This window comes from Chryseobacterium gambrini, from assembly GCF_027920505.1.
GTDB classification, from domain to species: Bacteria; Bacteroidota; Bacteroidia; order Flavobacteriales; family Weeksellaceae; genus Chryseobacterium; species Chryseobacterium gambrini.
Genome location: NZ_CP115857.1, coordinates 1,792,113 through 1,812,828, shown reverse-complemented (window position 1 = coordinate 1,812,828; position 20,716 = coordinate 1,792,113). Strand labels below are relative to the sequence as shown.

24 protein-coding genes, 1 other RNA gene and 1 pseudogene are annotated in these 20,716 nt (G+C 34.2%); 13 read left to right on the top strand and 13 right to left on the bottom strand.

Annotated elements, in window-relative coordinates:
• Window positions 1–19: 19 nt before the first annotated feature.
• The gene (locus PFY09_RS08125; protein WP_271162074.1) at window positions 20–2,077 is read right to left on the bottom strand and encodes a M3 family metallopeptidase; all 2,058 of its coding nucleotides are present in this window, start codon (window positions 2,075–2,077) and stop codon (window positions 20–22) included.
• Window positions 2,078–2,289: 212 nt separating this feature from the next.
• On the opposite strand from PFY09_RS08125, the gene PFY09_RS08120 reads away from it, so the two are divergent.
• On the top strand, window positions 2,290–2,823 hold the full coding sequence (locus PFY09_RS08120) for an SRPBCC family protein (RefSeq protein ID WP_271162073.1): 534 nt from the start codon (window positions 2,290–2,292) through the stop codon (window positions 2,821–2,823).
• Between the two features lie 39 nt (window positions 2,824–2,862).
• Here PFY09_RS08120 and PFY09_RS08115 read toward each other — a convergent pair whose 3' ends face one another.
• On the bottom strand, window positions 2,863–3,231 hold the full coding sequence (locus tag PFY09_RS08115; protein ID WP_185117433.1) for a DUF805 domain-containing protein: 369 nt from the start codon (window positions 3,229–3,231) through the stop codon (window positions 2,863–2,865).
• Between the two features lie 141 nt (window positions 3,232–3,372).
• Here PFY09_RS08115 and PFY09_RS08110 point away from each other — a divergent pair, with 141 nt between their 5' ends.
• Together PFY09_RS08110 and PFY09_RS08105 are read left to right on the top strand one after the other, a co-directional pair.
• Window positions 3,373–3,822, top strand: coding sequence for a GreA/GreB family elongation factor (locus tag PFY09_RS08110; RefSeq protein ID WP_076396041.1), 450 nt, complete (start codon window positions 3,373–3,375; stop codon window positions 3,820–3,822).
• A gap of 229 nt (window positions 3,823–4,051) precedes the next feature.
• On the top strand, window positions 4,052–4,561 hold the full coding sequence (locus PFY09_RS08105; protein ID WP_271162072.1) for a nitroreductase family protein: 510 nt from the start codon (window positions 4,052–4,054) through the stop codon (window positions 4,559–4,561).
• Between the two features lie 2 nt (window positions 4,562–4,563).
• Here the strand turns inward: PFY09_RS08105 and PFY09_RS08100 are convergent, their stop codons facing one another.
• Entirely contained in the window at window positions 4,564–4,959 is a 396-nt protein-coding gene (locus PFY09_RS08100) for a hypothetical protein (RefSeq protein WP_271162071.1), read from the bottom strand.
• A 1,223-nt stretch (window positions 4,960–6,182) separates the two neighbouring features.
• On the opposite strand from PFY09_RS08100, the gene PFY09_RS08095 reads away from it, so the two are divergent.
• Both PFY09_RS08095 and rimM read left to right on the top strand, forming a co-directional pair.
• Complete coding sequence (locus PFY09_RS08095) at window positions 6,183–6,737, top strand: 30S ribosomal protein S16 (RefSeq protein ID WP_271162070.1); 555 nt, start codon at window positions 6,183–6,185, stop codon at window positions 6,735–6,737.
• A 12-nt stretch (window positions 6,738–6,749) separates the two neighbouring features.
• A complete protein-coding gene (rimM, locus tag PFY09_RS08090) occupies window positions 6,750–7,292 on the top strand; it encodes a ribosome maturation factor RimM (protein ID WP_076396033.1) in 543 nt (180 codons plus the stop codon).
• 96 nt (window positions 7,293–7,388) lie between these two features.
• Here the strand turns inward: rimM and PFY09_RS08085 are convergent, their stop codons facing one another.
• On the bottom strand, window positions 7,389–7,721 hold the full coding sequence (locus tag PFY09_RS08085) for a hypothetical protein (protein ID WP_271162069.1): 333 nt from the start codon (window positions 7,719–7,721) through the stop codon (window positions 7,389–7,391).
• Window positions 7,722–7,733: 12 nt separating this feature from the next.
• Entirely contained in the window at window positions 7,734–8,660 is a 927-nt protein-coding gene (locus PFY09_RS08080) for a helix-turn-helix domain-containing protein (protein WP_271162068.1), read from the bottom strand.
• 107 nt (window positions 8,661–8,767) lie between these two features.
• Here PFY09_RS08080 and PFY09_RS08075 point away from each other — a divergent pair, with 107 nt between their 5' ends.
• Genes PFY09_RS08075 through PFY09_RS08065 form a run of 3 tightly spaced genes read left to right on the top strand, consistent with a single transcriptional unit; the run spans window position 8,768 to window position 10,385 of the window.
• Entirely contained in the window at window positions 8,768–9,316 is a 549-nt protein-coding gene (locus tag PFY09_RS08075; RefSeq protein ID WP_271162067.1) for a hypothetical protein, read from the top strand.
• Window positions 9,317–9,319: 3 nt separating this feature from the next.
• The gene (locus tag PFY09_RS08070; RefSeq protein ID WP_139326219.1) at window positions 9,320–9,772 is read left to right on the top strand and encodes a hypothetical protein; all 453 of its coding nucleotides are present in this window, start codon (window positions 9,320–9,322) and stop codon (window positions 9,770–9,772) included.
• 13 nt (window positions 9,773–9,785) lie between these two features.
• Complete coding sequence (locus tag PFY09_RS08065) at window positions 9,786–10,385, top strand: CDP-alcohol phosphatidyltransferase family protein (RefSeq protein WP_271162066.1); 600 nt, start codon at window positions 9,786–9,788, stop codon at window positions 10,383–10,385.
• A gap of 195 nt (window positions 10,386–10,580) precedes the next feature.
• Here PFY09_RS08065 and PFY09_RS08060 read toward each other — a convergent pair whose 3' ends face one another.
• From PFY09_RS08060 to PFY09_RS08050, 3 genes are all read right to left on the bottom strand, one after another.
• Window positions 10,581–11,201: a DUF2306 domain-containing protein gene (locus tag PFY09_RS08060; RefSeq protein ID WP_271162065.1), complete on the bottom strand. Its 621-nt coding sequence runs from the start codon at window positions 11,199–11,201 to the stop codon at window positions 10,581–10,583.
• Window positions 11,202–11,235: 34 nt separating this feature from the next.
• On the bottom strand, window positions 11,236–11,922 hold the full coding sequence (locus PFY09_RS08055) for a hypothetical protein (protein ID WP_271162064.1): 687 nt from the start codon (window positions 11,920–11,922) through the stop codon (window positions 11,236–11,238).
• Between the two features lie 87 nt (window positions 11,923–12,009).
• Window positions 12,010–12,513 (bottom strand): Crp/Fnr family transcriptional regulator, encoded by a 504-nt coding sequence (locus PFY09_RS08050; protein ID WP_271162338.1) that lies wholly within the window; start codon window positions 12,511–12,513, stop codon window positions 12,010–12,012.
• A 281-nt stretch (window positions 12,514–12,794) separates the two neighbouring features.
• Here PFY09_RS08050 and asnS point away from each other — a divergent pair, with 281 nt between their 5' ends.
• The 4 genes from asnS (at window position 12,795) to rpoN (ending at window position 16,445) form a co-directional block, all read left to right on the top strand.
• Window positions 12,795–14,243 carry an asparagine--tRNA ligase gene (gene asnS / locus PFY09_RS08045; RefSeq protein WP_076396013.1) on the top strand — a complete coding sequence of 483 codons (1,449 nt, stop codon included), beginning with the start codon at window positions 12,795–12,797 and terminating at the stop codon, window positions 14,241–14,243.
• An 81-nt stretch (window positions 14,244–14,324) separates the two neighbouring features.
• A complete protein-coding gene (locus PFY09_RS08040) occupies window positions 14,325–14,540 on the top strand; it encodes a DUF2683 family protein (protein ID WP_271162063.1) in 216 nt (71 codons plus the stop codon).
• The gene (locus PFY09_RS08035) at window positions 14,528–14,821 is read left to right on the top strand and encodes a type II toxin-antitoxin system RelE/ParE family toxin (protein WP_271162062.1); all 294 of its coding nucleotides are present in this window, start codon (window positions 14,528–14,530) and stop codon (window positions 14,819–14,821) included. Before PFY09_RS08040 ends, PFY09_RS08035 begins: the two co-directional genes overlap by 13 nt.
• A 160-nt stretch (window positions 14,822–14,981) precedes the next feature.
• Window positions 14,982–16,445 carry an RNA polymerase factor sigma-54 gene (gene rpoN, locus PFY09_RS08030; protein WP_076396007.1) on the top strand — a complete coding sequence of 488 codons (1,464 nt, stop codon included), beginning with the start codon at window positions 14,982–14,984 and terminating at the stop codon, window positions 16,443–16,445.
• A 47-nt stretch (window positions 16,446–16,492) separates the two neighbouring features.
• Here rpoN and PFY09_RS08025 read toward each other — a convergent pair whose 3' ends face one another.
• The 4 genes from PFY09_RS08025 to PFY09_RS08010 form a co-directional block, all read right to left on the bottom strand.
• Window positions 16,493–16,666: a bacteriocin-like protein gene (locus PFY09_RS08025; RefSeq protein WP_256037939.1), complete on the bottom strand. Its 174-nt coding sequence runs from the start codon at window positions 16,664–16,666 to the stop codon at window positions 16,493–16,495.
• A gap of 56 nt (window positions 16,667–16,722) precedes the next feature.
• Complete coding sequence (locus PFY09_RS08020; protein WP_271162061.1) at window positions 16,723–18,345, bottom strand: AMP-binding protein; 1,623 nt, start codon at window positions 18,343–18,345, stop codon at window positions 16,723–16,725.
• Between the two features lie 62 nt (window positions 18,346–18,407).
• Window positions 18,408–19,082 (bottom strand): beta-carotene 15,15'-monooxygenase, encoded by a 675-nt coding sequence (locus PFY09_RS08015; RefSeq protein WP_116547664.1) that lies wholly within the window; start codon window positions 19,080–19,082, stop codon window positions 18,408–18,410.
• The gene (locus tag PFY09_RS08010) at window positions 19,075–19,566 is read right to left on the bottom strand and encodes an RNA polymerase sigma factor (RefSeq protein WP_047399667.1); all 492 of its coding nucleotides are present in this window, start codon (window positions 19,564–19,566) and stop codon (window positions 19,075–19,077) included. The genes PFY09_RS08015 and PFY09_RS08010 overlap by 8 nt, the downstream gene beginning before the upstream one ends.
• Before the next feature lie 172 nt (window positions 19,567–19,738).
• On the opposite strand from PFY09_RS08010, the gene rnpB reads away from it, so the two are divergent.
• Window positions 19,739–20,063: RNase P RNA component class A (gene rnpB, locus PFY09_RS08005), an RNA gene on the top strand.
• Window positions 20,064–20,260: 197 nt separating this feature from the next.
• Here the strand turns inward: rnpB and PFY09_RS20845 are convergent.
• Window positions 20,261–20,503, bottom strand: a pseudogene (locus PFY09_RS20845) (CPBP family intramembrane glutamic endopeptidase); the annotation flags it as partial.
• Between the last annotated feature and the right edge of the window lie 213 nt (window positions 20,504–20,716).

Here is a 20,716-nt window from a genome sequence, read left to right as displayed (position 1 = left end):
AATGGTTTTATAAATGTTTTTATCCAAACGCCCTCTTCAGCAAACTCTCCACTTTCGGTTCGCTTCCTCTGAAATTCTTGTACAGTTCCATTGGATCTTTTGTACCGCCGGAAGAAAGAAGAACTTTATATTTTCCAGCAATTTCAGGATTGAAAATTCCGTTTTCCTTGAAATATTGAAACGCGTCTGCATCCAGAACTTCCGCCCATTTATAAGAATAATATCCCGCAGAATATCCACCCTGAAAAATATGTGAAAAACTCGGACTCATAGCGGTTTCAGGATTTGAAGGATATAACTGTGTTGCTTTTGTATATTCATCCTCAAACTCCTTCACACTCTTATTCTCCAACTCTCCGACTTTCGTATGGTAATTCATATCCAGTAATCCGAAACCAAGCTGTCTCAATGTCTGGTAACCTTCCATAAAGTTTTTTGACTGTGCTATTTTCTCAATTTTTTCATCCGGCAAAACTTCTCCTGTTTTGTAATGTTTTGCGAATGTTTTTAAGAATTCCGGTTCGTAGCAGAAATTTTCCAGAAACTGAGAAGGCAGCTCCACAAAATCCCATTTTACGGAAGTTCCCGAAAGAGTAGGGTATTGCGTATCGGCAAGCATTCCGTGAAGGGCGTGACCAAATTCATGGAACAAAGTTGTTACTTCCTGAAACGTGAGTAAACTTGGAGTATCCTTCGTCGGTTTGCTGAAATTGCAAACGATAGAAATATGCGGACGGGAATTTTCGCCGTCTTTTTTGTATTGATTTTTATAGCTCGTCATCCAGGCTCCCGCTCTTTTGCCTTTTCGAGGGAAATAATCTACATAAAGCAGCGCTTTGAAAGTTTTTTCAGAATGGTTGCTTCCATCTTCCATCTTCCCACTCCCTGTTTCAAATACCTCATAAACCTTTACCTCTTCATGATATTTCGGAATATCGTTTCTTTCCTCAAAAGTTAATCCGAAAAGTTGTTCTGCCAATCCGAAAACCGCATCCTGAACCTGATTTAAAGGAAAATAAGGCTTTAATTCTTCATCATTAAGATCATATTTTGCTTTACGGAGTTTTTCAGCATAAAAAGCGTGGTCATAGCCTTGCATTTCTTCAATTCCGTCTGCTTTTGCCAAAGATTTTAACTCTTCAATTTCTTTATCGGCATAAGGTTTTGCTTTGGTTAAAAGTTCGTTCAGAAAATCAATGACTTTTGTCGGAGATTTTGCCATTCTTTCCTCCAGAACATAATCTGCGTAGTTTTTATAGCCTAACAATTCAGCTTTTTGCTGTTTTAAAGAAAGAAGCTCTTTAATTAAATTCTGATTATCAAATTCACCACCGTCGAAAGACTTTTTACCGTTTGCCAAAGCAATTTCCTTTCTCAATTCGCGGTTTTCTGCATACGTCATGAACGGAATGTAACTTGGATATTGTAACGTTACCACCCATCCTTCCAGATTTCTTTCTTTGGCTTCTTCTGCATATTGTTCCAGAATAGCTTCCGGAATTCCCTCAAGATCTTCTTTATTGGTGATATGTTTAAAATAATTATTCGTCGAAGCCAACACATTTTGCCCGAACTGAAGTGATTTTAAAGACAAATCCATGCTGATTTTCTTTAATTTCTCTTTGTCTTCTTCATTTAATAAAGCACCGCTTCTCACAAAACCTTTGTACGTTTCATTCAGAAGCATTTCCTGCTCTTCGTTGAGGTTATATTTCTCTTTTTCATCGTACACTTTTTTAATTTTACTGAAAAGGGCTTCGTTTTGAGAAATTTTTGAAGAATATTCTGTTAAAATCGGAGAAACTTCCTGTGCGATCTTTTGGATTTCATCGCTGGTTTCTGCCGAATTTAAATTGAAAAATATATTGGAAACCACATCTAGCTGTTCGCCGGAATAAGCCAATGCTTCAATTACATTTTCGAAAGTCGGGGCGTCCTGATTATCAACGATAGCGTTAATTTCTTCTTCAGATTTCTGAATTAAATCTTTAAAAGCTGAAAGGTAATCTTCGTTTCTGATCTTATTAAATGGAGCTGAATGATATGGTGTGGTAAATTTTTCTGTTAAAATATTCATATTCTGATTTTTAATTGTTGTAAATTTAATGATTCTCCGGAACCGACAGCGAAAAAGCTCAAAAATGATGCCTGAAAGGAAGTTGTGACAAAATTTGACGCTATTGTATAATCTTGTCATATGGAAAGTTAAGATGAAGCCGGATTGATTAATTTTGACAGCAAATTGAAGTGTCCTTATCATAAAAATTATAACCCTAAATTTTAATAACGATGAAAAAAATTTTAAAAATTCTTGGTATCATTTTACTATTAATTGTTGTTTATGCTTTAATCGCAATGGTGGCATTCGGCAAAAACTATCATTACGAAAAATCGATGGTGATGAATGCTCCTAAAGAGAAAGTCTGGAAACAGATCAGTTCCATGAAAGCCTTTAATCAGTGGAATCCGTGGATGAAGCTGGATCCGAATATGAAAATTGTGTATTCCGGAAACGAAGGTCAGGTTGGAGATAAGTATTGCTGGGACAGCAAAAATGATGATGCAGGAGCAGGTTGTCAGGAAATGAAAGAGTTGGTTACAGACCAAAAGCAGAAAACAGAAATGATTTTTGAAAGACCGTTTGCAGGACAGGCAACCTCAGAAATCACGTTGTCTCCAGAAGGAAACGGAACAAAAGTAACCTGGACGATGGATACAGAGCAGGATCCGATGATGAAAATAATGCGGCCGATGATGGATTACCAAATGGGAAAATCCTACGAAGAAGGACTGAATAATCTGAAGAAATTAGTAGAAAAATAAAAAGAAAGCCTTGTGAAATTACTCGCAAGGCTTATTTATTTAATATTCTTTTTGACCTATTTCATTAATTGAATTGTAATTTCCTTCACCTTTCGGGTTGGGACCGTATTCATTCGGACCATGGTCGCTGTTTCCAAATAACATCCAAAGGGAATAAAAGGGAATGATTTGGAACCATCCTGAATTTCCTCTGTCGTGACATCTTTTTGCTCCTTGTGCTAACATAAACCACACTAGAGGAATAAGCAATAGTAAAAAGATAATAAGAACAACTCCTGAAGGTTCTTCATTATTATTCATATTAAAATAAAGATTGAAGGGAACAGAAAATACTAAATAGATAAGATAGGATAGTCCATACTCTGTTCTTCTGATTCTTCCCTCGAAAGAAAATGGTGCTTTAAACATGGTATTTTTAGTTTTTATTCGTTAAAAAAACAAATGTAGAAATTATTTTAAAATTTCAGCACCATATTTGGAATTGTTATTTTATGTTAAGCCGAATAAGAATTATTGAAAAAATATTATCTTTATATAAAGATTTGATGTATGGAGAAGACCGTATTTGAGAAAAACAACATAAGAAATTATGTAAAAAACGTGATTGCCGAAAAGATCGAAAAATTAAAAAACTTCATAGAATTTACATTAGAAGCAAGTCGCGACATCAAAAAGACTCCGAAATATGACAGCATGAGAGAAGAGATGCAGGAAGAAATCTACCAGATGCAGCGTCAGTTGGGGGCGTTAAACGATTTAAAAAGAAATATGGCTAAAGTCCTGAATAATTCCACCGAAAAAGTTCAGTTGGGATCTTTGGTCATTACGAATAAAGCAAGGTTTTATATTTCGGTTTCCTTGGGAGAATTCTTTTTTGAAGGCGACCGGTTCTATGCCATTTCTTCCGAAAGTCCGATGGCAAAAAAAATGATGGGCATGAAACCCGGCGATGAATTTACACTGAATAAAATTCATCAGAAAATTATTGAGGTCATTTAATAATGATGAATGATGAATGATGAATGATGAATGATGAATGATGAATGATGAATTTTTTAGTTAAACTACGTTTTCATTCTTAATGCAGCCAAGTGAGAAGAATTTATCTTTATTGTTGAGATTTTTTAGCAAAATAGTAAAACTGAGTTCAGGAAATCTATTGATGTAAAGAGGGAAAAACTATCAGCCATCAATAGCCAACCATCAACTTTTTCGTAATTTTGCGCTCATGAATAAAGCAGAAGTTTTAAAAGAAATCATAGAGCAAAGAAGAAGTATATTTCCAAAAGATTATTCGGATACAGAAATTTTACAGGAAATTCTTGACGAAATTTTACATTCGGCAACTTTAGCTCCCAATCATAAACGTACAAAACCTTGGCGTTTCAAAATATTCAGAGGGGAAGAAAAAGCAAAACTGGCTTTAGAAATGCAGTCGATTTACAAATCTACCCAACCCGAAACACTTTTTTTAGAAAAAAAATACAACGATATCGGTTTTAAAATCAATAAAGCAGATATCGTAGTTTCCATTGTTGTCAATTTCAGCGGAATGGTTCCGGAATGGGAAGAAATCGCAGCGGTTTCCATGGCGGTTCAGAATATGTATCTTACCTGTACTGCAAATAATATCGGATGTTACTGGAGTTCTCCGAAAATTGTAGACCATCTGAAAGAATCTTTAACCATTGAAGAAAACCAGAAGTGTTTAGGGTTTCTGTATATGGGAGTGATCTAATTTTATTTGATAATGAAAATCTTATAATGAGATTTATGATAAGGATATGAGCGGTAATTTTCCCCGATATAACGGTCTATAATATTAAGTCCCATATCTTTACTGCTTTTGTTTGGCTCTGTAGATTTTTCGTCACTTGTAATGATGAACTTAGGTTTATTCTTGGTAAGTTCGTCAACTATTGTTTGCTGCCCTGTTTTAGTATTGGCAATTCCGGGGTGCAGTTCACTGTATTTTGTTGCAATTTTTCCTGGAGAAAAGTAGTATAAAATCAGGTGATTAATCAAAAACTGATCATGATTGTCAACACCAATATAAAGGTAATCTTGCTTTTTTACATTGTTCTGAATAAAAAAGATAACATCCGTTAAATCTTTATCACTTTTTAAATAAGGCATTGTAAAAAGATTTACGGTATTATAATCCCTTGTATTATGCCGATATATTTTTTTAACAGAAACAAAAAGAAGGATTACAGCTGTTATATATTTTATCCATTCTGGTAGAGTAAAACGTAAATTTTTAAAGAATGAACGGATATAGTAAATTCCTATGATACATGCAAAAAATAATACAGGCAAAGAATGTATCGTATCGGCTCTGTTAAATAGCTGATTTAAAAATAAAAATCCACTAAAAATTACGACCAGCAGTTTGTAATTGGGCTTTTGCTTCTCGGATCCCGTTATCTTTCGATATTCAGTAAACAAAGCAAATACGAATAATAAAGGATATAAGTAATATGTTGATTTTATTGGAATTACTCTGTATTGTTTAATCAGAGAGCCGGGCTCAGCAATGAGAGTCTGAAAATATAGACTGATTTCCTGGGAAGTAAATATTGCATAATATGCACAAGCCGCTAATAATAAGCTAACTCCGGCGAATAATAAAATTTTCCGGAATAATTCTTTATCAAAAAATATGGATACAGCAAGAATTAGAATATAAGAAATAAAGGAATATACGAAAAAATCTATTCTGAATAGTGCCGTAACCTGAAGAGCTAAAAAAGACAGAAACAGGATGTGAGATTTTCTTTTATCTAAATAGCTGAAAAATAACAAGTATGATATACTGATACAGATTAATGCGGTATAGATAGGAGGGAAAAAAAGGAAATCAGATTTGGAATTAAGATAATAGCAAAATATCAGAGAAGAAAAAGCTGCTGTTTTCGAAGATTTAATAAGGTTTCTGACAATAAAATAGAAGAAACTTCCAAATGATATTCCGATTAAAAATTCCAGACACCTTACCGAAAGCAGATTTCCGCCAAAAATTTTCATCCAGGATTCGAAAATCCAGTATTGACCTTTCGGATAAATAGTCCAGAAATCTTTTAAATACCTTTCTCCCTGAAGTAATCTTTTGGCATTAACCAAAACAATTCCTTCATCATAAACGTTTAATGGGGAACAAAAAACCTGGAAAAAGAAAAGAAAGGCGATGAAAAAATAAATATAAATGTTTTTACAGACATTCATTTCGAAGACTTTAATCACAAATATATAAACAGTTTTAAGAATTGAAAATTATTAGGTGGAATATTTGAAAAAAAATATTATCTTTGCACTCTTAAATATTTAACTGGGACGAGTTCCCGTAAAATTCAAACATTATGTCAGTAAAAATCAGATTACAAAGACACGGATCTAAAGGAAGACCTTTTTTCCACATCGTGGTTGCAGATTCTAAAGCAAGAAGAGATGGTAAATTCATCGAAAAACTAGGAACATACAACCCAATTACAAACCCTGCAACTATCGATTTGAACGTTGATTCTGCTGTGAAGTGGTTAAACAACGGTGCTCAGCCAACTGATACTGCAAGAGCTATTCTTTCTTACAAAGGGGCACTTTACAAAAAACACTTACAAGGTGGTGTTGCTAAAGGAGCTTTTGATGAAGCTGAAGCTGAAAAAAGATTCAATGCTTGGGTAGAGGCTAAAGAAGCAAAAGTACAAGGTAAAGTAGACGGTTTAACTCAATCTAAAGTAGATGCTAAAAAAGCTGCTTTAGAAGCTGAAGCTAAAGTAAACGAAGCTAGAATCGCTGCTGCTGCACAGGCTGAAGCGGATGCTAAAGCTGCTGAAGAAGCTGCAAACGCACCTGCTGAAGAAACTACAGAAGGAGAAGCTGCTGCTGAATCTACAGAAGAAAATACTGAAGCTTAAGAAAAATCCGGTATGCGTAAAGAAGATTGCTATTTACTAGGAAAAATCACACGCAGACACGGACTTGCGGGAAACGTTATCCTTAAACTGGATACCGATCAGCCCGAGCTTTACAATAAACTGGAATCAATATTCGTTGAAATCAACGGATTATTGGTTCCTTTTTTTATTGCAAAGTCAGCATGGAGCAAAAATGATGCGCTTAACATTGCTTTTAAAAACTCTTCGGAAGCCTTGGTAGACCAGTCTTTGGGAAAAGATGTGTATTTACCGTTGTCTACATTGCCAAAACTTACCGGAAAACAATTTTATTATCACGAAATCATAGGATACAATATCCATGATGAAAATGATAACGACTGTGGTGTGATCCGCTCTGTAAACGATCAGACAGCGCAGGTTTACTTTATTACCAATCTCGACGGAAAAGAAGTGGTAATCCCTATTATTAAAGACTGGATCATAGAAGTAAACAGAGATGAAAGATTCATCAAAATGCAGCTTCCTGAAGGTCTTATCGATGTTTTTCTGGTTCCTTCCAAGAAAGACGAATAAAAACTATATTTTTTGCCCTAAAAAGCATAAAATTTGTAATGAACAAGCAGTTGCCGTTAACATTAATATAAAGTTGTCGAAAACAATGCTTTTATTTTATAACATCATCAATTTATTTTCGTTAATATTGAGAGTCTCTTCATTTTCTCTTTGCTCTAATACGTAATCTCTTCCACTATGATTTTTTTCTAATTCCAATTTTCTTATTTTTTGAATTTTAATTTCTTGATTGAGAATTTCTTTTCTCTTTTTATTGGTATACAGCTTATAAGTTAAGACTCCTAAAAAAAATGTTAGCTGAAAATCTTTAAGCATAACAAAAGAATTGTATATATTTTCGGGAAAATAAAACCCAAAATACATTTTTAACATCCAAATAACTGTTAACAAGATAAACAGTAATAACCAATAATTTTTTAATACTTTCATTTTATTATTTCTTTACACTTTCTTTTTCAAATCCTCAATTTGGGCATACATTTTATTGAAAAATATTTTTCTGTCACGGTTTCCCGAAGTGTTCAGCGATTTTGAATTTTTAATCTGATGGTCAAAATAATTCAGTGTTTCGTTACACGTTTTTTCATCATTAATCAGAATATAACCAAACATATTGGTCGGAATGGCAAAAAGTGACTGTTTCGGATGATGAAAAAAGATGTCATTGGAAAGATGCATCAGTTCATTTTCGTACAGCTGGAATTTCGGATTGTTTTCTATTTTTTCTTCTATGTACCGGATAAGTTCCGTTAACTCCTGAAGAATGATCTGTGCTTCCTTCTGTTTCAGATGCCCCGTTTCAAAATAAAACAAAATTTGCTGTAAGATACTCGAAATGGTACTGTTATTCCATAATTCAATAACATTCTGTTCCTCATATTTCTTTCTGAGTTCTTTTGTGTCGAGCTTGAAATCAGGAGGCGAAAACTCCAGAAAAGGAATGAAAACCTGTTTGGAATTAAGCAGATTCATCCACACATATACTTTAAAACGGGAAAGCATCGAATCCGAAAGCGTATAGAAGAACGGAATATCTTTCGCCGAATAATAAATAGTCATTCCTTTTGAAAGCGGAAGACTTTCAAACACATTGAGGTTGTTCTGGAAAAATGATTTTAAATCTTCAGTTTCCGTAACGGCACTTGTTTTTCTTACTAAAATCTGGCGGTCAGAAGTCTGGAACTGATCCAGAGAAATCTGAAAATACTTTGCCAGTTCCAAAGCTTCCTCAAAACTGAATTTTGCTTTCAGGGAAGTTCTTCGGTGTGCCGCATCGTAGCTGATGTTAAGAATATTGGCAATTTCGTCATTTAACGATCTGTCACCAATTTTCTTTCGGATTTCTTTAAGCAAACGTTCCTGATACATTATTTTGCGATTTTCACAAATTTAGATTTTTATTTTAATTTTTTTTCACATTCATGAAAATGAATTTCAAAATTAGCTTTGGGGTATAATTTTCAAAATAAAGAATAATGAAAAAAATAATCTCTTATTTATGCCTATTGCTTTTCACATTAAATTGTGCGGGTTTCAAAAACATAGAATTGCCGGAATCTGTTATCGAAAAGAATAATATTGAAAATATTAATGGCACCTACGAAAATTTTGCTTCTTCGGGGAATGGTTTTTATGTTAGAATGCTTACAGATGTTTTTGACCGGAATACGAATATGTTTAACTGGAAAGATAAATATGATCCAAAAAACACAAGAGTTAAACTACAAATGATTGAAAAAAATAAATTAAATGTTATTTTTTTAAAGAATGAAAAGATTGTTTTCAATAAAAATTTGCGTGTAGAATTGAAGGAAGACGGGTATTTATACTTAAAGGAAAAAAGATTTATGCTTGACGGAATTCCTTTGGTATTGGGAGGATGGAATATCCAAAAATCCAGACTGGGAGTTGATGAAAATAATAATTTGAGGATTCAAAGCAATTACTTTTATTGTAACGGGTTTGCCGTTTTGATGAGCGACTGGAAAACACTTCATTATAATTTAACATTTGAAAAACAATAAATCATGAAAAATATTACACTGTGCATAGTATTGTTCTTTTGTAGTTTTTGCAATGCACAAAAATGGCAGCCGATTTATTATATAGACTATTCTTATGCAGACAGGCATCTTTTGCGTGGAGGTTTTGAATTTATTGTGATGAATGACAACCATCAAAACAAACTTTTTTTAGGAACAGGTTATGGAATCGTTAATTATAATGGAAAGTTGCATGGAATTCCGGATCTGCATTTAAGTTATAATCTGGGAACGGTTTTGTTTATTAAAGCAGGATCTTCTCTTTATCATGCCTATTCTTTAGCAGGAATTTCAATGCTTAATACCTGCGATATCGGAATAGGATATTCTAAGTCTTTTAATAACAGCAATGTGCAAATACAAGGATTCACAGCGGGAATTACCTTTAGATTGACTAACAAAGAGAATGTCTACGGAAGGCTAAAAATAGGATTTTAAAAACAGTGCCGTCATGAAAACAATACCATATCTATTAATCGCCACAAGATTTTGTTTGGCTCCGGTCATTCTTTTATCAGCTTATTTTAAAGGAGAAGAATCCCGGTTTTTAATTTTAAGCTTAATGTATTTTGGTTTATTAACCGATATTTTCGACGGAATTATTGCCCGGAAAGCAGGAGTTTCCTCAGAAAAACTGAGGAGATTAGACAGTCAGACCGATTTGATATTCTGGCTTTCCTTAGGATTTGCAGCTTATTTTCTAAATTCTGAATTAATAAAAAACGAATGGAAAGGAGTTGCTTTAATTTTCGCAATGGAAGCACTTTGCTATGTAATAAGTTGGCTAAAATTCGGGAAAGAAACCTGTACTCACGCTTTTTTATCAAAAATGTGGGGCTTAAGTCTGCTGATTGCTTTTACGTATCTGATTGGTTTTCAACATGCAGGATGGGCTTTTTATCTCACCGTTGTATTGGGATTTATTGCTCATATTGATGTTATTTTAATCATTTTAATTCTTCCGAAATGGCAGTATGATGTTCCGAGTTCTTATCATGCATGGAAAATAAGAAAAGGAAAGCAGAGGAAAAAAACGATATTTTTCAATTAGTTATTTTAAAGTTTTCATTAAATAATTGATAAATGATTTTGTAAAAAAGATAGCGGAATCACCAAGTTCCGCTGTCTTTTTAGTTTCTCGGACATAAATTTTCACAAGATGTATTATCAGTAAATGAAAGGACAGTCGAGAGAATTCTTCATAAAAGAGACCTGAAATAGACTGCCGGATTTATAAAGTGGGATTTTACCTTTGCAGGAGCTTTGCCTTGTTCAGATAGAACCACTCAATAAAAACCAGATTTGGAACCCAGCAAAGAAAACCTAATGTCTGATATACTTCAGAAAAATGAGAAAGCTCAAAACCATATATGTTCCAGATAAATACAAGCCATAAACGCAACGTTACCGAAGCAAATGTCAACGCATAATTGCGGACTATCCATATCCTAAAGGCAGGCATATTATCTTTCTTATCAGCAATAAACGACTGAATTAGGGATAAAATCCAGATAACATCAAGGGTGAAAAAACCTATTTTATTTACCAAGCCACCTTGAGCATAAGTAGCTACATAGAGACCAGTTACGGCACTTATTAATACTGAAAAATAATATACTTTTCGTAAAATGATATTTGAAGCCGGAAATTTATCCCGAACCCTTTTCATTAGTTGGAACATACCTGCGAATAACGCTACAGCTCCAAATCCTGCATGAACAGCAATCGAAAAACTATGTTGGGCATATTCCGTCTTTTGTTGCGGCGAAACAGTTGTACCGGGAGACAAATAAATATACGAGTAAAATGTATATAAAGTCATTGCAATAACTGTTACAATGATAAACAGGTTAACTATCTTTTTCATTTTTTTTTCTATAATTACAATATCAATCGTATAATTACTCCTCTTTTACAGATTCTTTTTTTCCTCCAAATGTATAGCCTACACTTACATTCATCAGAAATTGCGAACCTGCTATTCCAATATTTGAGGCTTTTAATGTTTCCTCTTTGTTTGTGAACTTATTATAATAGGTGAATTTATTATCTGTAAGGCTACTCGCAATATTAGGCCACCAACGCAGACTTGTACTTGTTGTAATGCCTTGCAGCCAGTTATCCTTTTTATGAAACGGCATATAGCGGTAATAGGCACCAAGTCCCAAAGAATACGTTTTATAGGCTTTTATCAAATTAGATTTGTTTTGGGTTTCTCCATCATAATATACTTCCCAGCTATGGATTTTTGATTCAATTCTTACATCGAAATATGAACTGAAACGATATCCGATTCCAAAACCTGTTGAATACGGCAAATGATAAGCTAAATGTTGAGTTTTAGCATCGCCTGTAATGGTTCCTCCCGACATATTTAATAAAAACCCGTGAGAATAATCAAAACTCATTCTTTTTGAAAAGTAGGTTATTTCAATATTGCCGCCTTTCAGCAAGATGGGCTGAATCAGACCTGCCAAAACACTAACCCGGTTTGAGTATAAAAGGTCTTTTTTTTCTTGTGCAAAGGAAATCTGAGTGAGGAGGAAAGCTGCTGCTCCTGCGAAAATTTTTTTTATTGAAATCTGCATTGTACCTGTTGTTTAAATTGTTAGACAGTACAAAGCTCGTTCATGCTATTTGTATTCTACTGAACATTTGCTAAGAAATGAAGTATATTAAACACCTCTTCGCAGTCTGCTCAAATGTTGCGGAGACATCCCGAGATAAGAAGCTAGATATTGCAAAGGAACAGTCTGAATTAAAATAGAATTATTTTTCAGTAAAAACTGGTACCGTTCATCCGCAGAATTATTCAGGAAAAGAGAAATTCGCTTTTCCATAATTATAGCCAGATTTTCTGCAGCCAATCTTCCAAATTCCTGAGCAGCCGGAATTTTTTGATAGAGTGTTTCCAAGTCCTGCTTCCTGATCGTAAACAACTCACTAGGCAGAATAGCCTGTATGTTTTCTGTAGACAAATTTTGTGTTGTAAAACTTGAAAAAGAGGTTACAAATTCATCAGGTAAAGAAAAATAGCAGGTTGTTTCTTCTCCTTTGGCGTTAGGGTAAAATATTCGTAGCATTCCTGTTTTTATGAAAGCCACTTGGTCACAACGTTTACCAATTTCCAGAAAATAGTCGCCCTTTTTCAATGATAAAGGATTGAAAAGAGAAACCATAAAATCAAGATCACTGTCCGAAATTGAAATCGTTTTTTTTATTATTTGCCGAAGGGAAGTATCCATATTTATTTCAAATATAAATATTATTATCTTAAATATTGATGCGTTTGAATGAAGCGGAATCTTAAAAGCATTATTTCAAAATGAAAAAATAGAATGTCAGCTCAAAAAAGCGCCGAAATAAGTTCATTTTTAAAAAAACAGCGTAATCTTCAAATTGTGCTGTTTTTTTGTAACTTTGCAGACATTAATTTTTACAGAAAAATTTTAATCAACAAATGAAAAAGCAGACAATTAAGGAAATCCTACAGGATTACAAGAAAGTATTACATCATGACATTACGGTTTACGGTTGGGTAAGAACGTTCCGTGCAAATCGCTTCATTGCGCTTAATGATGGTTCTACGATTAATAATTTGCAGATTGTTGTTGATTTTGAAAATTTCGACGAAGAGATTATCAGCAAGATCAGTACAGCTTCTTCCCTTAAGATTGTAGGAGAAGTAGTAGAAAGTCAGGGAGCAGGACAGGCTGTTGAGATTTTAGCGAAAAAAATTACCATTTTAGGAGACAATTTTACTGAAGAAAGAGACAAAACCATTCTTCAGCCTAAAAAACACTCACTGGAAACTTTGAGAGATCAGGCACATTTGAGATTCAGAACCAATTTATTCGGAGCCGTTTTCAGAGTGCGTCATGCGGTAAGTTTTGCGGTACATTCTTTCTTTAACCAAAACCAGTTTTTCTACATCAACACACCGGTTATTACAGGAGCTGATGCAGAAGGAGCCGGAGAAATGTTCGGAGTAACGAATTTTGATCTGAACAATATTCCGAGAGACGAGCAGGGAGACATCGATTTTGCTCAGGATTTCTTCGGAAGAAAAACAAATTTAACGGTTTCCGGACAGCTTGAAGGAGAAACTGCAGCGATGGGATTGGGGAGGATTTATACTTTCGGACCTACTTTCCGTGCAGAAAATTCTAACACAACCCGTCACTTGGCTGAGTTCTGGATGATTGAGCCGGAAGTAGCTTTCAATAATCTGGAAGACAACATTGATCTGGCGGAAGATTTCTTAAAATATGTAATTAAATATGTATTGGATCACTGCAAAGACGATCTGGAATTCTTAGATAAACGTTTTGAAGAAGAACAAAAATCCAAGCCCGAAAAGGACAGAGCAAAAGAAGGTCTTATCGAAAAGCTTGAGAATGTTATTGCTAAACGTTTCAAGAGAGTTTCTTATACAGAAGCGATTGAGATCTTAATGAACTCGAAAGAAAATAAGAAAGGTAAATTCCAGTATCCTGTGGAAAACTGGGGAACCGATCTTCAGTCTGAACACGAGAGATATCTGGTAGAAAAACATTTCGAAAGTCCGGTAGTTCTGTTTGATTATCCAAAAGAGATCAAAGCGTTCTACATGAAACTGAATGAAGACGGTAAAACCGTTGCTGCAATGGATGTACTTTTCCCCGGAATCGGAGAAATTATCGGAGGTTCTGAAAGAGAAGCAAGATTGGATGTTTTAAAACAGAAAATGGCAGAAATGCATGTTGATGAGCACGAACTGTGGTGGTATTTAGATACCAGAAAATTCGGTTCTGTACCGCATGCAGGATTTGGTTTGGGATTGGAAAGATTAGTTCTTTTCGTAACAGGAATGACGAACATCAGAGATGTAATTCCTTTCCCGAGAACGCCGAAAAACGCTGAGTTTTAATTTTTAATAAAAACCATATAGAAAAATCCTTCTGATCTTATCGGAAGGATTTTTTTATTAACTTTACCTAAAATAATGATGATGAGTACAATTACCATACATACAGAAAACGAAAATCAGATCAATCTTCTGAAAGCTCTTTTGAAAGAGCTGAAAATTAATTTTGAAATTAATAAAGAAGAAAATCTTACGGATTGGCAGAAAGAGAAAATTCAAAAAGGAATTTCAGATATTTCTGAAGGAAAATTCTCATCAAGCGAATCTGTAGCTGAAAAAGCAAGAAAATGTTTAGGGTAATCTGGTCTCATCAGGCAGAATCAGATTATCTGGATACGCTTCAATATTGGATCAGACATAATAAATCGATAAAATATTCTTCAAAATTAATGGCAGAAGTTGAAAAAAGGGAAAAACTTATTGCTGAAAATCCGAATATAGGTTCTCCTTCTGAAATTGATCGTGTGAAATATGTTTTAATTGATAAAAATTTTTCACTGTACTATAGAATCAATAAAGAGGTTATTGAAATTCTTGCGTTTTGGGATAACAGAAGAGATCCCGAAAATCTGGATATATAAAAATAAAAAAGCCCTGAAAATCATGCTTCAGGGCTTTTGTTGTTTATTTTAAATAGCTTATTATACACTGTTGAATACAAAAATCGTGCTAAAATTTAGTTTTGTCAAAAAAAAGTACTAAATTCGTAGAATATGTTATGTTAAAACACCAACTAGTAATATGCTAAAACAACACTTACAACTCAAATTAGGACAAAAGCTGGCTCCCCAGCAAATCCAATTGATGAAGTTGATCCAGCTTCACACATTGGAGTTTGAAGAGGAACTTGAGAGGGAGTTAGAAGAAAACCCGGCATTAGAGATCGCAAAAGAAGAATCTAAAGAGGACGATTATTCTTCTCTGGAAGATTCATATGAAACAGAAGGTACAGAAAGCATTGAAACAGATTTTGATGTAGACCAGTATCTTTACGATGATGAACCGAGCTATAAAACGTCTTCCAGTAACTATTCTTCCGATGATGAAGAATTTGATAATGAAAGCCTTTTAACGGAAGGACAGTCATTATACGATTATCTTTTGGAGCAGATCCATCTTGCCAACATCAATAAAGAAGATTTGAAGATCGCAGAATATCTTATCGGGAATCTCGATACAGACGGATATTTAAGAAGAGAGATCAAATCTATTGTGGATGATCTTGCCTTTTCTCAGGGGATTTATACCACCAAAGAAAATGTAGAAGATATCCTTGAAAATTATGTGCAGAAACTGGATCCTCCCGGAGTAGGAGCGAGAGGTCTTCAGGAATGCCTGTTGCTGCAGATTGAGAAAAAAGTAAGTTCAGATAAAGCCGTTTCTCTGGCTGCCAATATTCTGAGACATCAGTTTGATGCTTTAACGAACAAGCACTACAACAAAATCATCCAGAAATACGATATTGAGGAAGAAGATTTGAAAGATGCTTTAGATGAAATTTCAAAATTATCTCCAAAAGTTGGCGGAAATTTCGATACTCAGACGATTACGATCAATCAGGAAATTATTCCGGATTTTGTAATTCAGGTGAAAGACGGACAGGTTATTCCGATGCTGAACAGCAAAAATGCACCTACTTTAAGAGTTTCAGAAGAATACAAAGATATTTTATCTACTTATTCGCATGATAAGAATTCTGCAGAACACAAACAGGCAGCATTGTTCATCAAGCAGAAATTAGATGCTGCAAAATGGTATATTGATGCAATTAATCAGCGTCAGAATACATTATTGCAAACCATTACTGCGATTGTGAAATTTCAGAAAGACTATTTCCTTACCGGAGATGAAAAATCTTTGAGACCCATGATTCTTAAAGATATTGCCGATATTACAGGCTTCGATATTTCAACGATTTCAAGAGTGGTAAAAAGCAAATACGCCGATACTCCAAACGGAATTATTTATCTGAAGGATCTGTTCTCGGATAGCTTAACAAATGATGATGGGGAAGAGGTTTCTACAAAAGAGATCAAGATGCACCTTCAGGAAGTTATCAGCAAAGAAAATAAGAGAAAACCATTAACGGATGATGCTTTGGTGGTGATCTTAAAAGAACAGGGGTACAATATTGCCAGAAGAACGATTGCAAAGTATCGTGAACAGCTTAATATTCCGGTAGCAAGATTAAGAAAAGAACTCTAAAATAACAGAAAAGCATTTCAAACTGAAATGCTTTTCTGTTTATCTGATTAAAAAGGGGTCTGTTGTACACATGTTGAAGTGCAGCAGTTGAAAACATAAGGAACTCCCTGGTTATTCACATTTAAATCATAACAAGGATCCGGACTTACAAGACAAAAGCATCTTCCGCTGCCTTTCACACTTTTCAACTCTTTTCTGTTTAGTTTTTTTAAATTTTTCATAGTAATTTAATTTATTTGATTTTCCTACTCTATAAGCTTTTCGGATTACGCTGTATTTAATTGTTTATTTTTTCCAGTCCCAATTCTTTTACAGAAACTTCCCGCATTTCCACTTTTCGTACTTTTCCGGAGATCGTCATCGGGAATTCATCCACAAACTTCCAGTATTTCGGAACTTTATAATGGGCGATTCTGCCTTTGCAGTAGTTTAAAAGTTCTTCTTCTGTTACCTGAAAACCTTTTCTTACTTTCACCCACGCCATTACTTCTTCGCCAAATTTTTCGCTTGGAACTCCGATGATCTGAACATCCAGAATGTTGGGATAAGTGTATAAAAAATCTTCAATTTCTTTCGGAGAAATATTTTCACCGCCGCGAATAATCAGATCTTTTATCCTGCCCGAAATTGTAATGTAGCCTTCATCATCCATTACTGCCATATCTCCGGTATGCATCCATCTTCCTTCATCCAGAACCTTTTTGGTGTTTTCAGGATCGTTCCAGTATTTCAGCATCACAGAATAACCTCTTGTACACAGTTCCCCATGTTCGCCACGCGCGACAACTTTTCCGTTTTCGCCAATGATTTTTATTTCCAGATGATCCTGAACAGTTCCTACCGTATTCACCTGCTTTTCAAATGGAGTTCCGATTAAAGTCTGGGTAGAGACAGGAGAGGTTTCCGTCATTCCGTAACAGATGCTCATTTCTTTAATATTCATAAGACTTTCCACTTTTTTCATAATTTCTGGCGGACAAACGGAACCAGCCATGACCCCCGTTCTTAAACTTGAAAAATCAAAAGTTTCGAAATTTTTTACCGCTAATTCGGCAATAAACATGGTCGGAACTCCGTAAAGCGAAGTACATTTTTCATCGGAAACAACTTTTAAAGTAATTTCAGGATCAAAACTGTCATTCGGAATCACCATACAGGCTCCGTGAGCGGTACAGCAAATATTTCCGATCACCATTCCGAAACAGTGATAAAAGGGAACAGGAATGCAGACTCTGTCTTTTTCGGTATACTTTAATCGAATTCCGATAAAATATCCGTTGTTTAAAATATTATGATGAGAAAGAGTGACGCCTTTAGGAAAACCTGTCGTTCCTGAAGTGTACTGAATGTTCACCGGATCGTCAAACTGTACATGTTCTTCAAAACTATGCAATGTATCATCCGAAATTTCCTGTCCGTTATTTAAAAACTCTTCCCAGTTATCATCAAAGAAAATTTCAGATTTTAAAGTCGAGCAGAACTCTCTTGCATCGGCAATCATCTGTTTATAATCGCTGGATTTAAAAGCCAGAGATGAAAAAATGTGGGACATTTCAGACTGGTTAATCACAAAGATCAGCTCACTGGTTCTGTAAGCGGGATTTATGTTCACCAAAATAACCCCGATTCTTGCGGTTGCATATTGTAAAAGAACCCATTCGTAACGGTTTGTAGACCATATTCCGATGCGGTCTCCGGATTTTGCTCCCAGAAAGATCAGTGCTTTTGCAACGGCTGTTGTCTGATTATAAAATTCCTGATAAGTGGCGCGGTAATTTTGATGTACGCAGATTAAAGCTTCCTGATTGGGGAATTTTTCAACGGTATGTTTAAGATTGCTTCCGATGGTTTCTCCTAATAATGGAATGCCGGAAGCACCGTGAACATAAGATATTTGCATAGAATGAAAGATTTGGTTAAATAAAATTAACAATAATATCTTAAATTCCTGCTTTTTTCAGTTTAAATTTCCTGTGAATCAATTTCTTTCAGCTGAGTTAAATTCTTATCAAGCTTTTTGATGATAATTCCATAAACAACTCTGTAATACAGCCATACCATTATTACTGTAAAAGCAGTGCTTATAATGATACCTGCTATAAATCCTATAAGCGTAGAATTGGTAATCTCTACGTTCTGAGTATTTAAAATATAAAAAACAAAAATTGTAAAAATAGATGTAAAAGTAATCAGTAACGCAATATTAATTAAAATAAAAGCATTCACTGTCTTCTTAAATTTAATGATCTTAAGGATAAATCTTTTAAGATTTTCCTCAATTTTTATAACCTTATAATTTTGATAAAATTTAAATACAAAATAAGCAGTAATGGCTAAACTTAGAACTTTTAAGACCAGATAAATATTGTCGAATGTATTTTCTAATTCCGAAGTTCTCTGTACACCAAGTTTTGTAAGAATATTAATGAAAGAGTTGGATTCCTTTCCCTGAATGATGTAGAATAATCCTATTAATGTAAAGAATAAAAATTCGATAACACTGATCCAGAAAATATACTTTACGTAATTGCGCGATTTTTTGTTGAGCATCTGAAGGATCTCATTGTAATCATATTTTTCCTGAACAGGCTGTTCCTGCCATGTTTTCTTAAAACTGTCCAAATCAAATTCAGGCATATTTTTCCATCTGTTCTTTAAGGGTTTTCTTTAATCTGTTCATTTTCACACGCGCATTTACTTCGGTGATTCCTAGGTTTTCTGCAATATCCTTATAAGGCAAATCATCCAGATACATCATCACGATTGCTCTTTCCACATTGGGAAGCGTCTTGATTACTGTATACAAAAGTGATACCTGTTGCTGTTTTTCATCATCATCTTCAATAAAATCTGCATGGTTGATGTCTAATTCATTCGTCTGCAGGCTTTTGCTTTTTTTTCTGAAAAGAGTAATGGCTGTATTTAAGGCAACACGGTACATCCACGTGGAAATTTTGGAATTTCCTTTAAATGAGTCATAACTTCTCCACAATTGTAACACAATTTCCTGAAAAAGATCTTCCTCATCCTCCAAAGAATTGGTATAAAGACGCGAAACCTTGATAATCAATCCCTGATTATCCTTAATAAGCTGCGCAAATTCCTTTTCCTTTGAAGCCAATTGGGATGTTTAATTTTGTAGCACGAAGATATGATATAATTTGAGAATTTGAAAATTAAGTAATTTGAAAATGAATGGATAGGGCAAACCCAATATAATAATTCTGCTTTTAAATTGAAAATTTTCAAATTATCACATTGCCAAATTTTCAAATTATCTATCTTTGCAGCCACGAGAAAATCGGCTTGTTGATTTCCCGTTTCACGGGAGGTAGGAAAGTCCGGACACCGTAGAGCAGCAAAGCGGATAACATCCGTCACCCGAGAGGGTAGGACAAGTGCAACAGAAAGTATGTACAGTTCGGCTGTAGTGAAACCAGGTAAACTCTTTGTGGTGCAATGATAAGTATATCGGTTCTTTTCAGCAATGAAAATAGGAGTTGCTCGCTCTGAAAGCCGAGGGGTAATCAGCTAAAGTTTTGCAGCAATGTAAGACGCAGATAAATAACAGGCACTTCTTCGGAAGAACAAAATCCGGCTTATAGATTTTCTCGTGGTTTTTTATGTAAACTAATTTTTCTTTTTAAAATCCATATTGCTGCTATTATAGTTGCTAAACCTAAGATCGTATAAATCAAATTATTAGAACTATTTTGAATACTTTCATCTTTGTAGTAATAGTTGAACGAATATATGATAAAGTTTGAAACAGAATGAAAAATAATTGAATATTCAATTCTTCTGGTTTCCAGAAAAACAATTCCCAGACCTATTCCAAAAATAAAAACTTGGAAAATAGAGGCTAAATCTCTATGGTATAGAGAAAATAAAATACTAGCGCTAATTAGTGCAAATGTATTAGAATATCTTTTAGCTAGTTTTTCCTGAATAAGTTTTCTGAAAAATAATTCTTCGACTACTGGAGCAACCAAACATCCTTTTATCAATCTTAATATAAAATATGAAAAGGGTATATTTCCTCCACCATTATCTCCCATAACATTTGTTTTAAAGATAATATCATAAATATTATTAAAACCATATTGAAAAATAATATCTCCGAAAACAAATAAGAATAATATGATAAAAATGTAATAATTAACAGGAACCTTCTGTTTAGAAAGTTCCTCTTTAGAAAAAAATATCTTTTTTATGATAAGAAAAGAAAATGTCTGTGCTATTATGTTTATGAATATCTGATAAAATTTATA

Excerpts from the sequence above, each read along its gene's own strand:
- PFY09_RS08125 (WP_271162074.1), bottom strand. The coding sequence starts at position 2,077 with ATGAATATTTTAACAGAAAAATTTACCACACCATATCATTCAGCTCCA.
- PFY09_RS08120 (WP_271162073.1), top strand. The coding sequence starts at position 2,290 with ATGAAAAAAATTTTAAAAATTCTTGGTATCATTTTACTATTAATTGTT.
- PFY09_RS08115 (WP_185117433.1), bottom strand. The coding sequence starts at position 3,231 with ATGTTTAAAGCACCATTTTCTTTCGAGGGAAGAATCAGAAGAACAGAG.
- PFY09_RS08110 (WP_076396041.1), top strand. The coding sequence starts at position 3,373 with ATGGAGAAGACCGTATTTGAGAAAAACAACATAAGAAATTATGTAAAA.
- PFY09_RS08105 (WP_271162072.1), top strand. The coding sequence starts at position 4,052 with ATGAATAAAGCAGAAGTTTTAAAAGAAATCATAGAGCAAAGAAGAAGT.
- PFY09_RS08100 (WP_271162071.1), bottom strand. The coding sequence starts at position 4,959 with ATGCCTTATTTAAAAAGTGATAAAGATTTAACGGATGTTATCTTTTTT.
- PFY09_RS08095 (WP_271162070.1), top strand. The coding sequence starts at position 6,183 with ATGTCAGTAAAAATCAGATTACAAAGACACGGATCTAAAGGAAGACCT.
- rimM (WP_076396033.1), top strand. The coding sequence starts at position 6,750 with ATGCGTAAAGAAGATTGCTATTTACTAGGAAAAATCACACGCAGACAC.
- PFY09_RS08085 (WP_271162069.1), bottom strand. The coding sequence starts at position 7,721 with ATGAAAGTATTAAAAAATTATTGGTTATTACTGTTTATCTTGTTAACA.
- PFY09_RS08080 (WP_271162068.1), bottom strand. The coding sequence starts at position 8,660 with ATGTATCAGGAACGTTTGCTTAAAGAAATCCGAAAGAAAATTGGTGAC.
- PFY09_RS08075 (WP_271162067.1), top strand. The coding sequence starts at position 8,768 with ATGAAAAAAATAATCTCTTATTTATGCCTATTGCTTTTCACATTAAAT.
- PFY09_RS08070 (WP_139326219.1), top strand. The coding sequence starts at position 9,320 with ATGAAAAATATTACACTGTGCATAGTATTGTTCTTTTGTAGTTTTTGC.
- PFY09_RS08065 (WP_271162066.1), top strand. The coding sequence starts at position 9,786 with ATGAAAACAATACCATATCTATTAATCGCCACAAGATTTTGTTTGGCT.
- PFY09_RS08060 (WP_271162065.1), bottom strand. The coding sequence starts at position 11,201 with ATGAAAAAGATAGTTAACCTGTTTATCATTGTAACAGTTATTGCAATG.
- PFY09_RS08055 (WP_271162064.1), bottom strand. The coding sequence starts at position 11,922 with ATGCAGATTTCAATAAAAAAAATTTTCGCAGGAGCAGCAGCTTTCCTC.
- PFY09_RS08050 (WP_271162338.1), bottom strand. The coding sequence starts at position 12,513 with ATGGTTTCTCTTTTCAATCCTTTATCATTGAAAAAGGGCGACTATTTT.
- asnS (WP_076396013.1), top strand. The coding sequence starts at position 12,795 with ATGAAAAAGCAGACAATTAAGGAAATCCTACAGGATTACAAGAAAGTA.
- PFY09_RS08040 (WP_271162063.1), top strand. The coding sequence starts at position 14,325 with ATGAGTACAATTACCATACATACAGAAAACGAAAATCAGATCAATCTT.
- PFY09_RS08035 (WP_271162062.1), top strand. The coding sequence starts at position 14,528 with ATGTTTAGGGTAATCTGGTCTCATCAGGCAGAATCAGATTATCTGGAT.
- rpoN (WP_076396007.1), top strand. The coding sequence starts at position 14,982 with ATGCTAAAACAACACTTACAACTCAAATTAGGACAAAAGCTGGCTCCC.
- PFY09_RS08025 (WP_256037939.1), bottom strand. The coding sequence starts at position 16,666 with ATGAAAAATTTAAAAAAACTAAACAGAAAAGAGTTGAAAAGTGTGAAA.
- PFY09_RS08020 (WP_271162061.1), bottom strand. The coding sequence starts at position 18,345 with ATGCAAATATCTTATGTTCACGGTGCTTCCGGCATTCCATTATTAGGA.
- PFY09_RS08015 (WP_116547664.1), bottom strand. The coding sequence starts at position 19,082 with ATGCCTGAATTTGATTTGGACAGTTTTAAGAAAACATGGCAGGAACAG.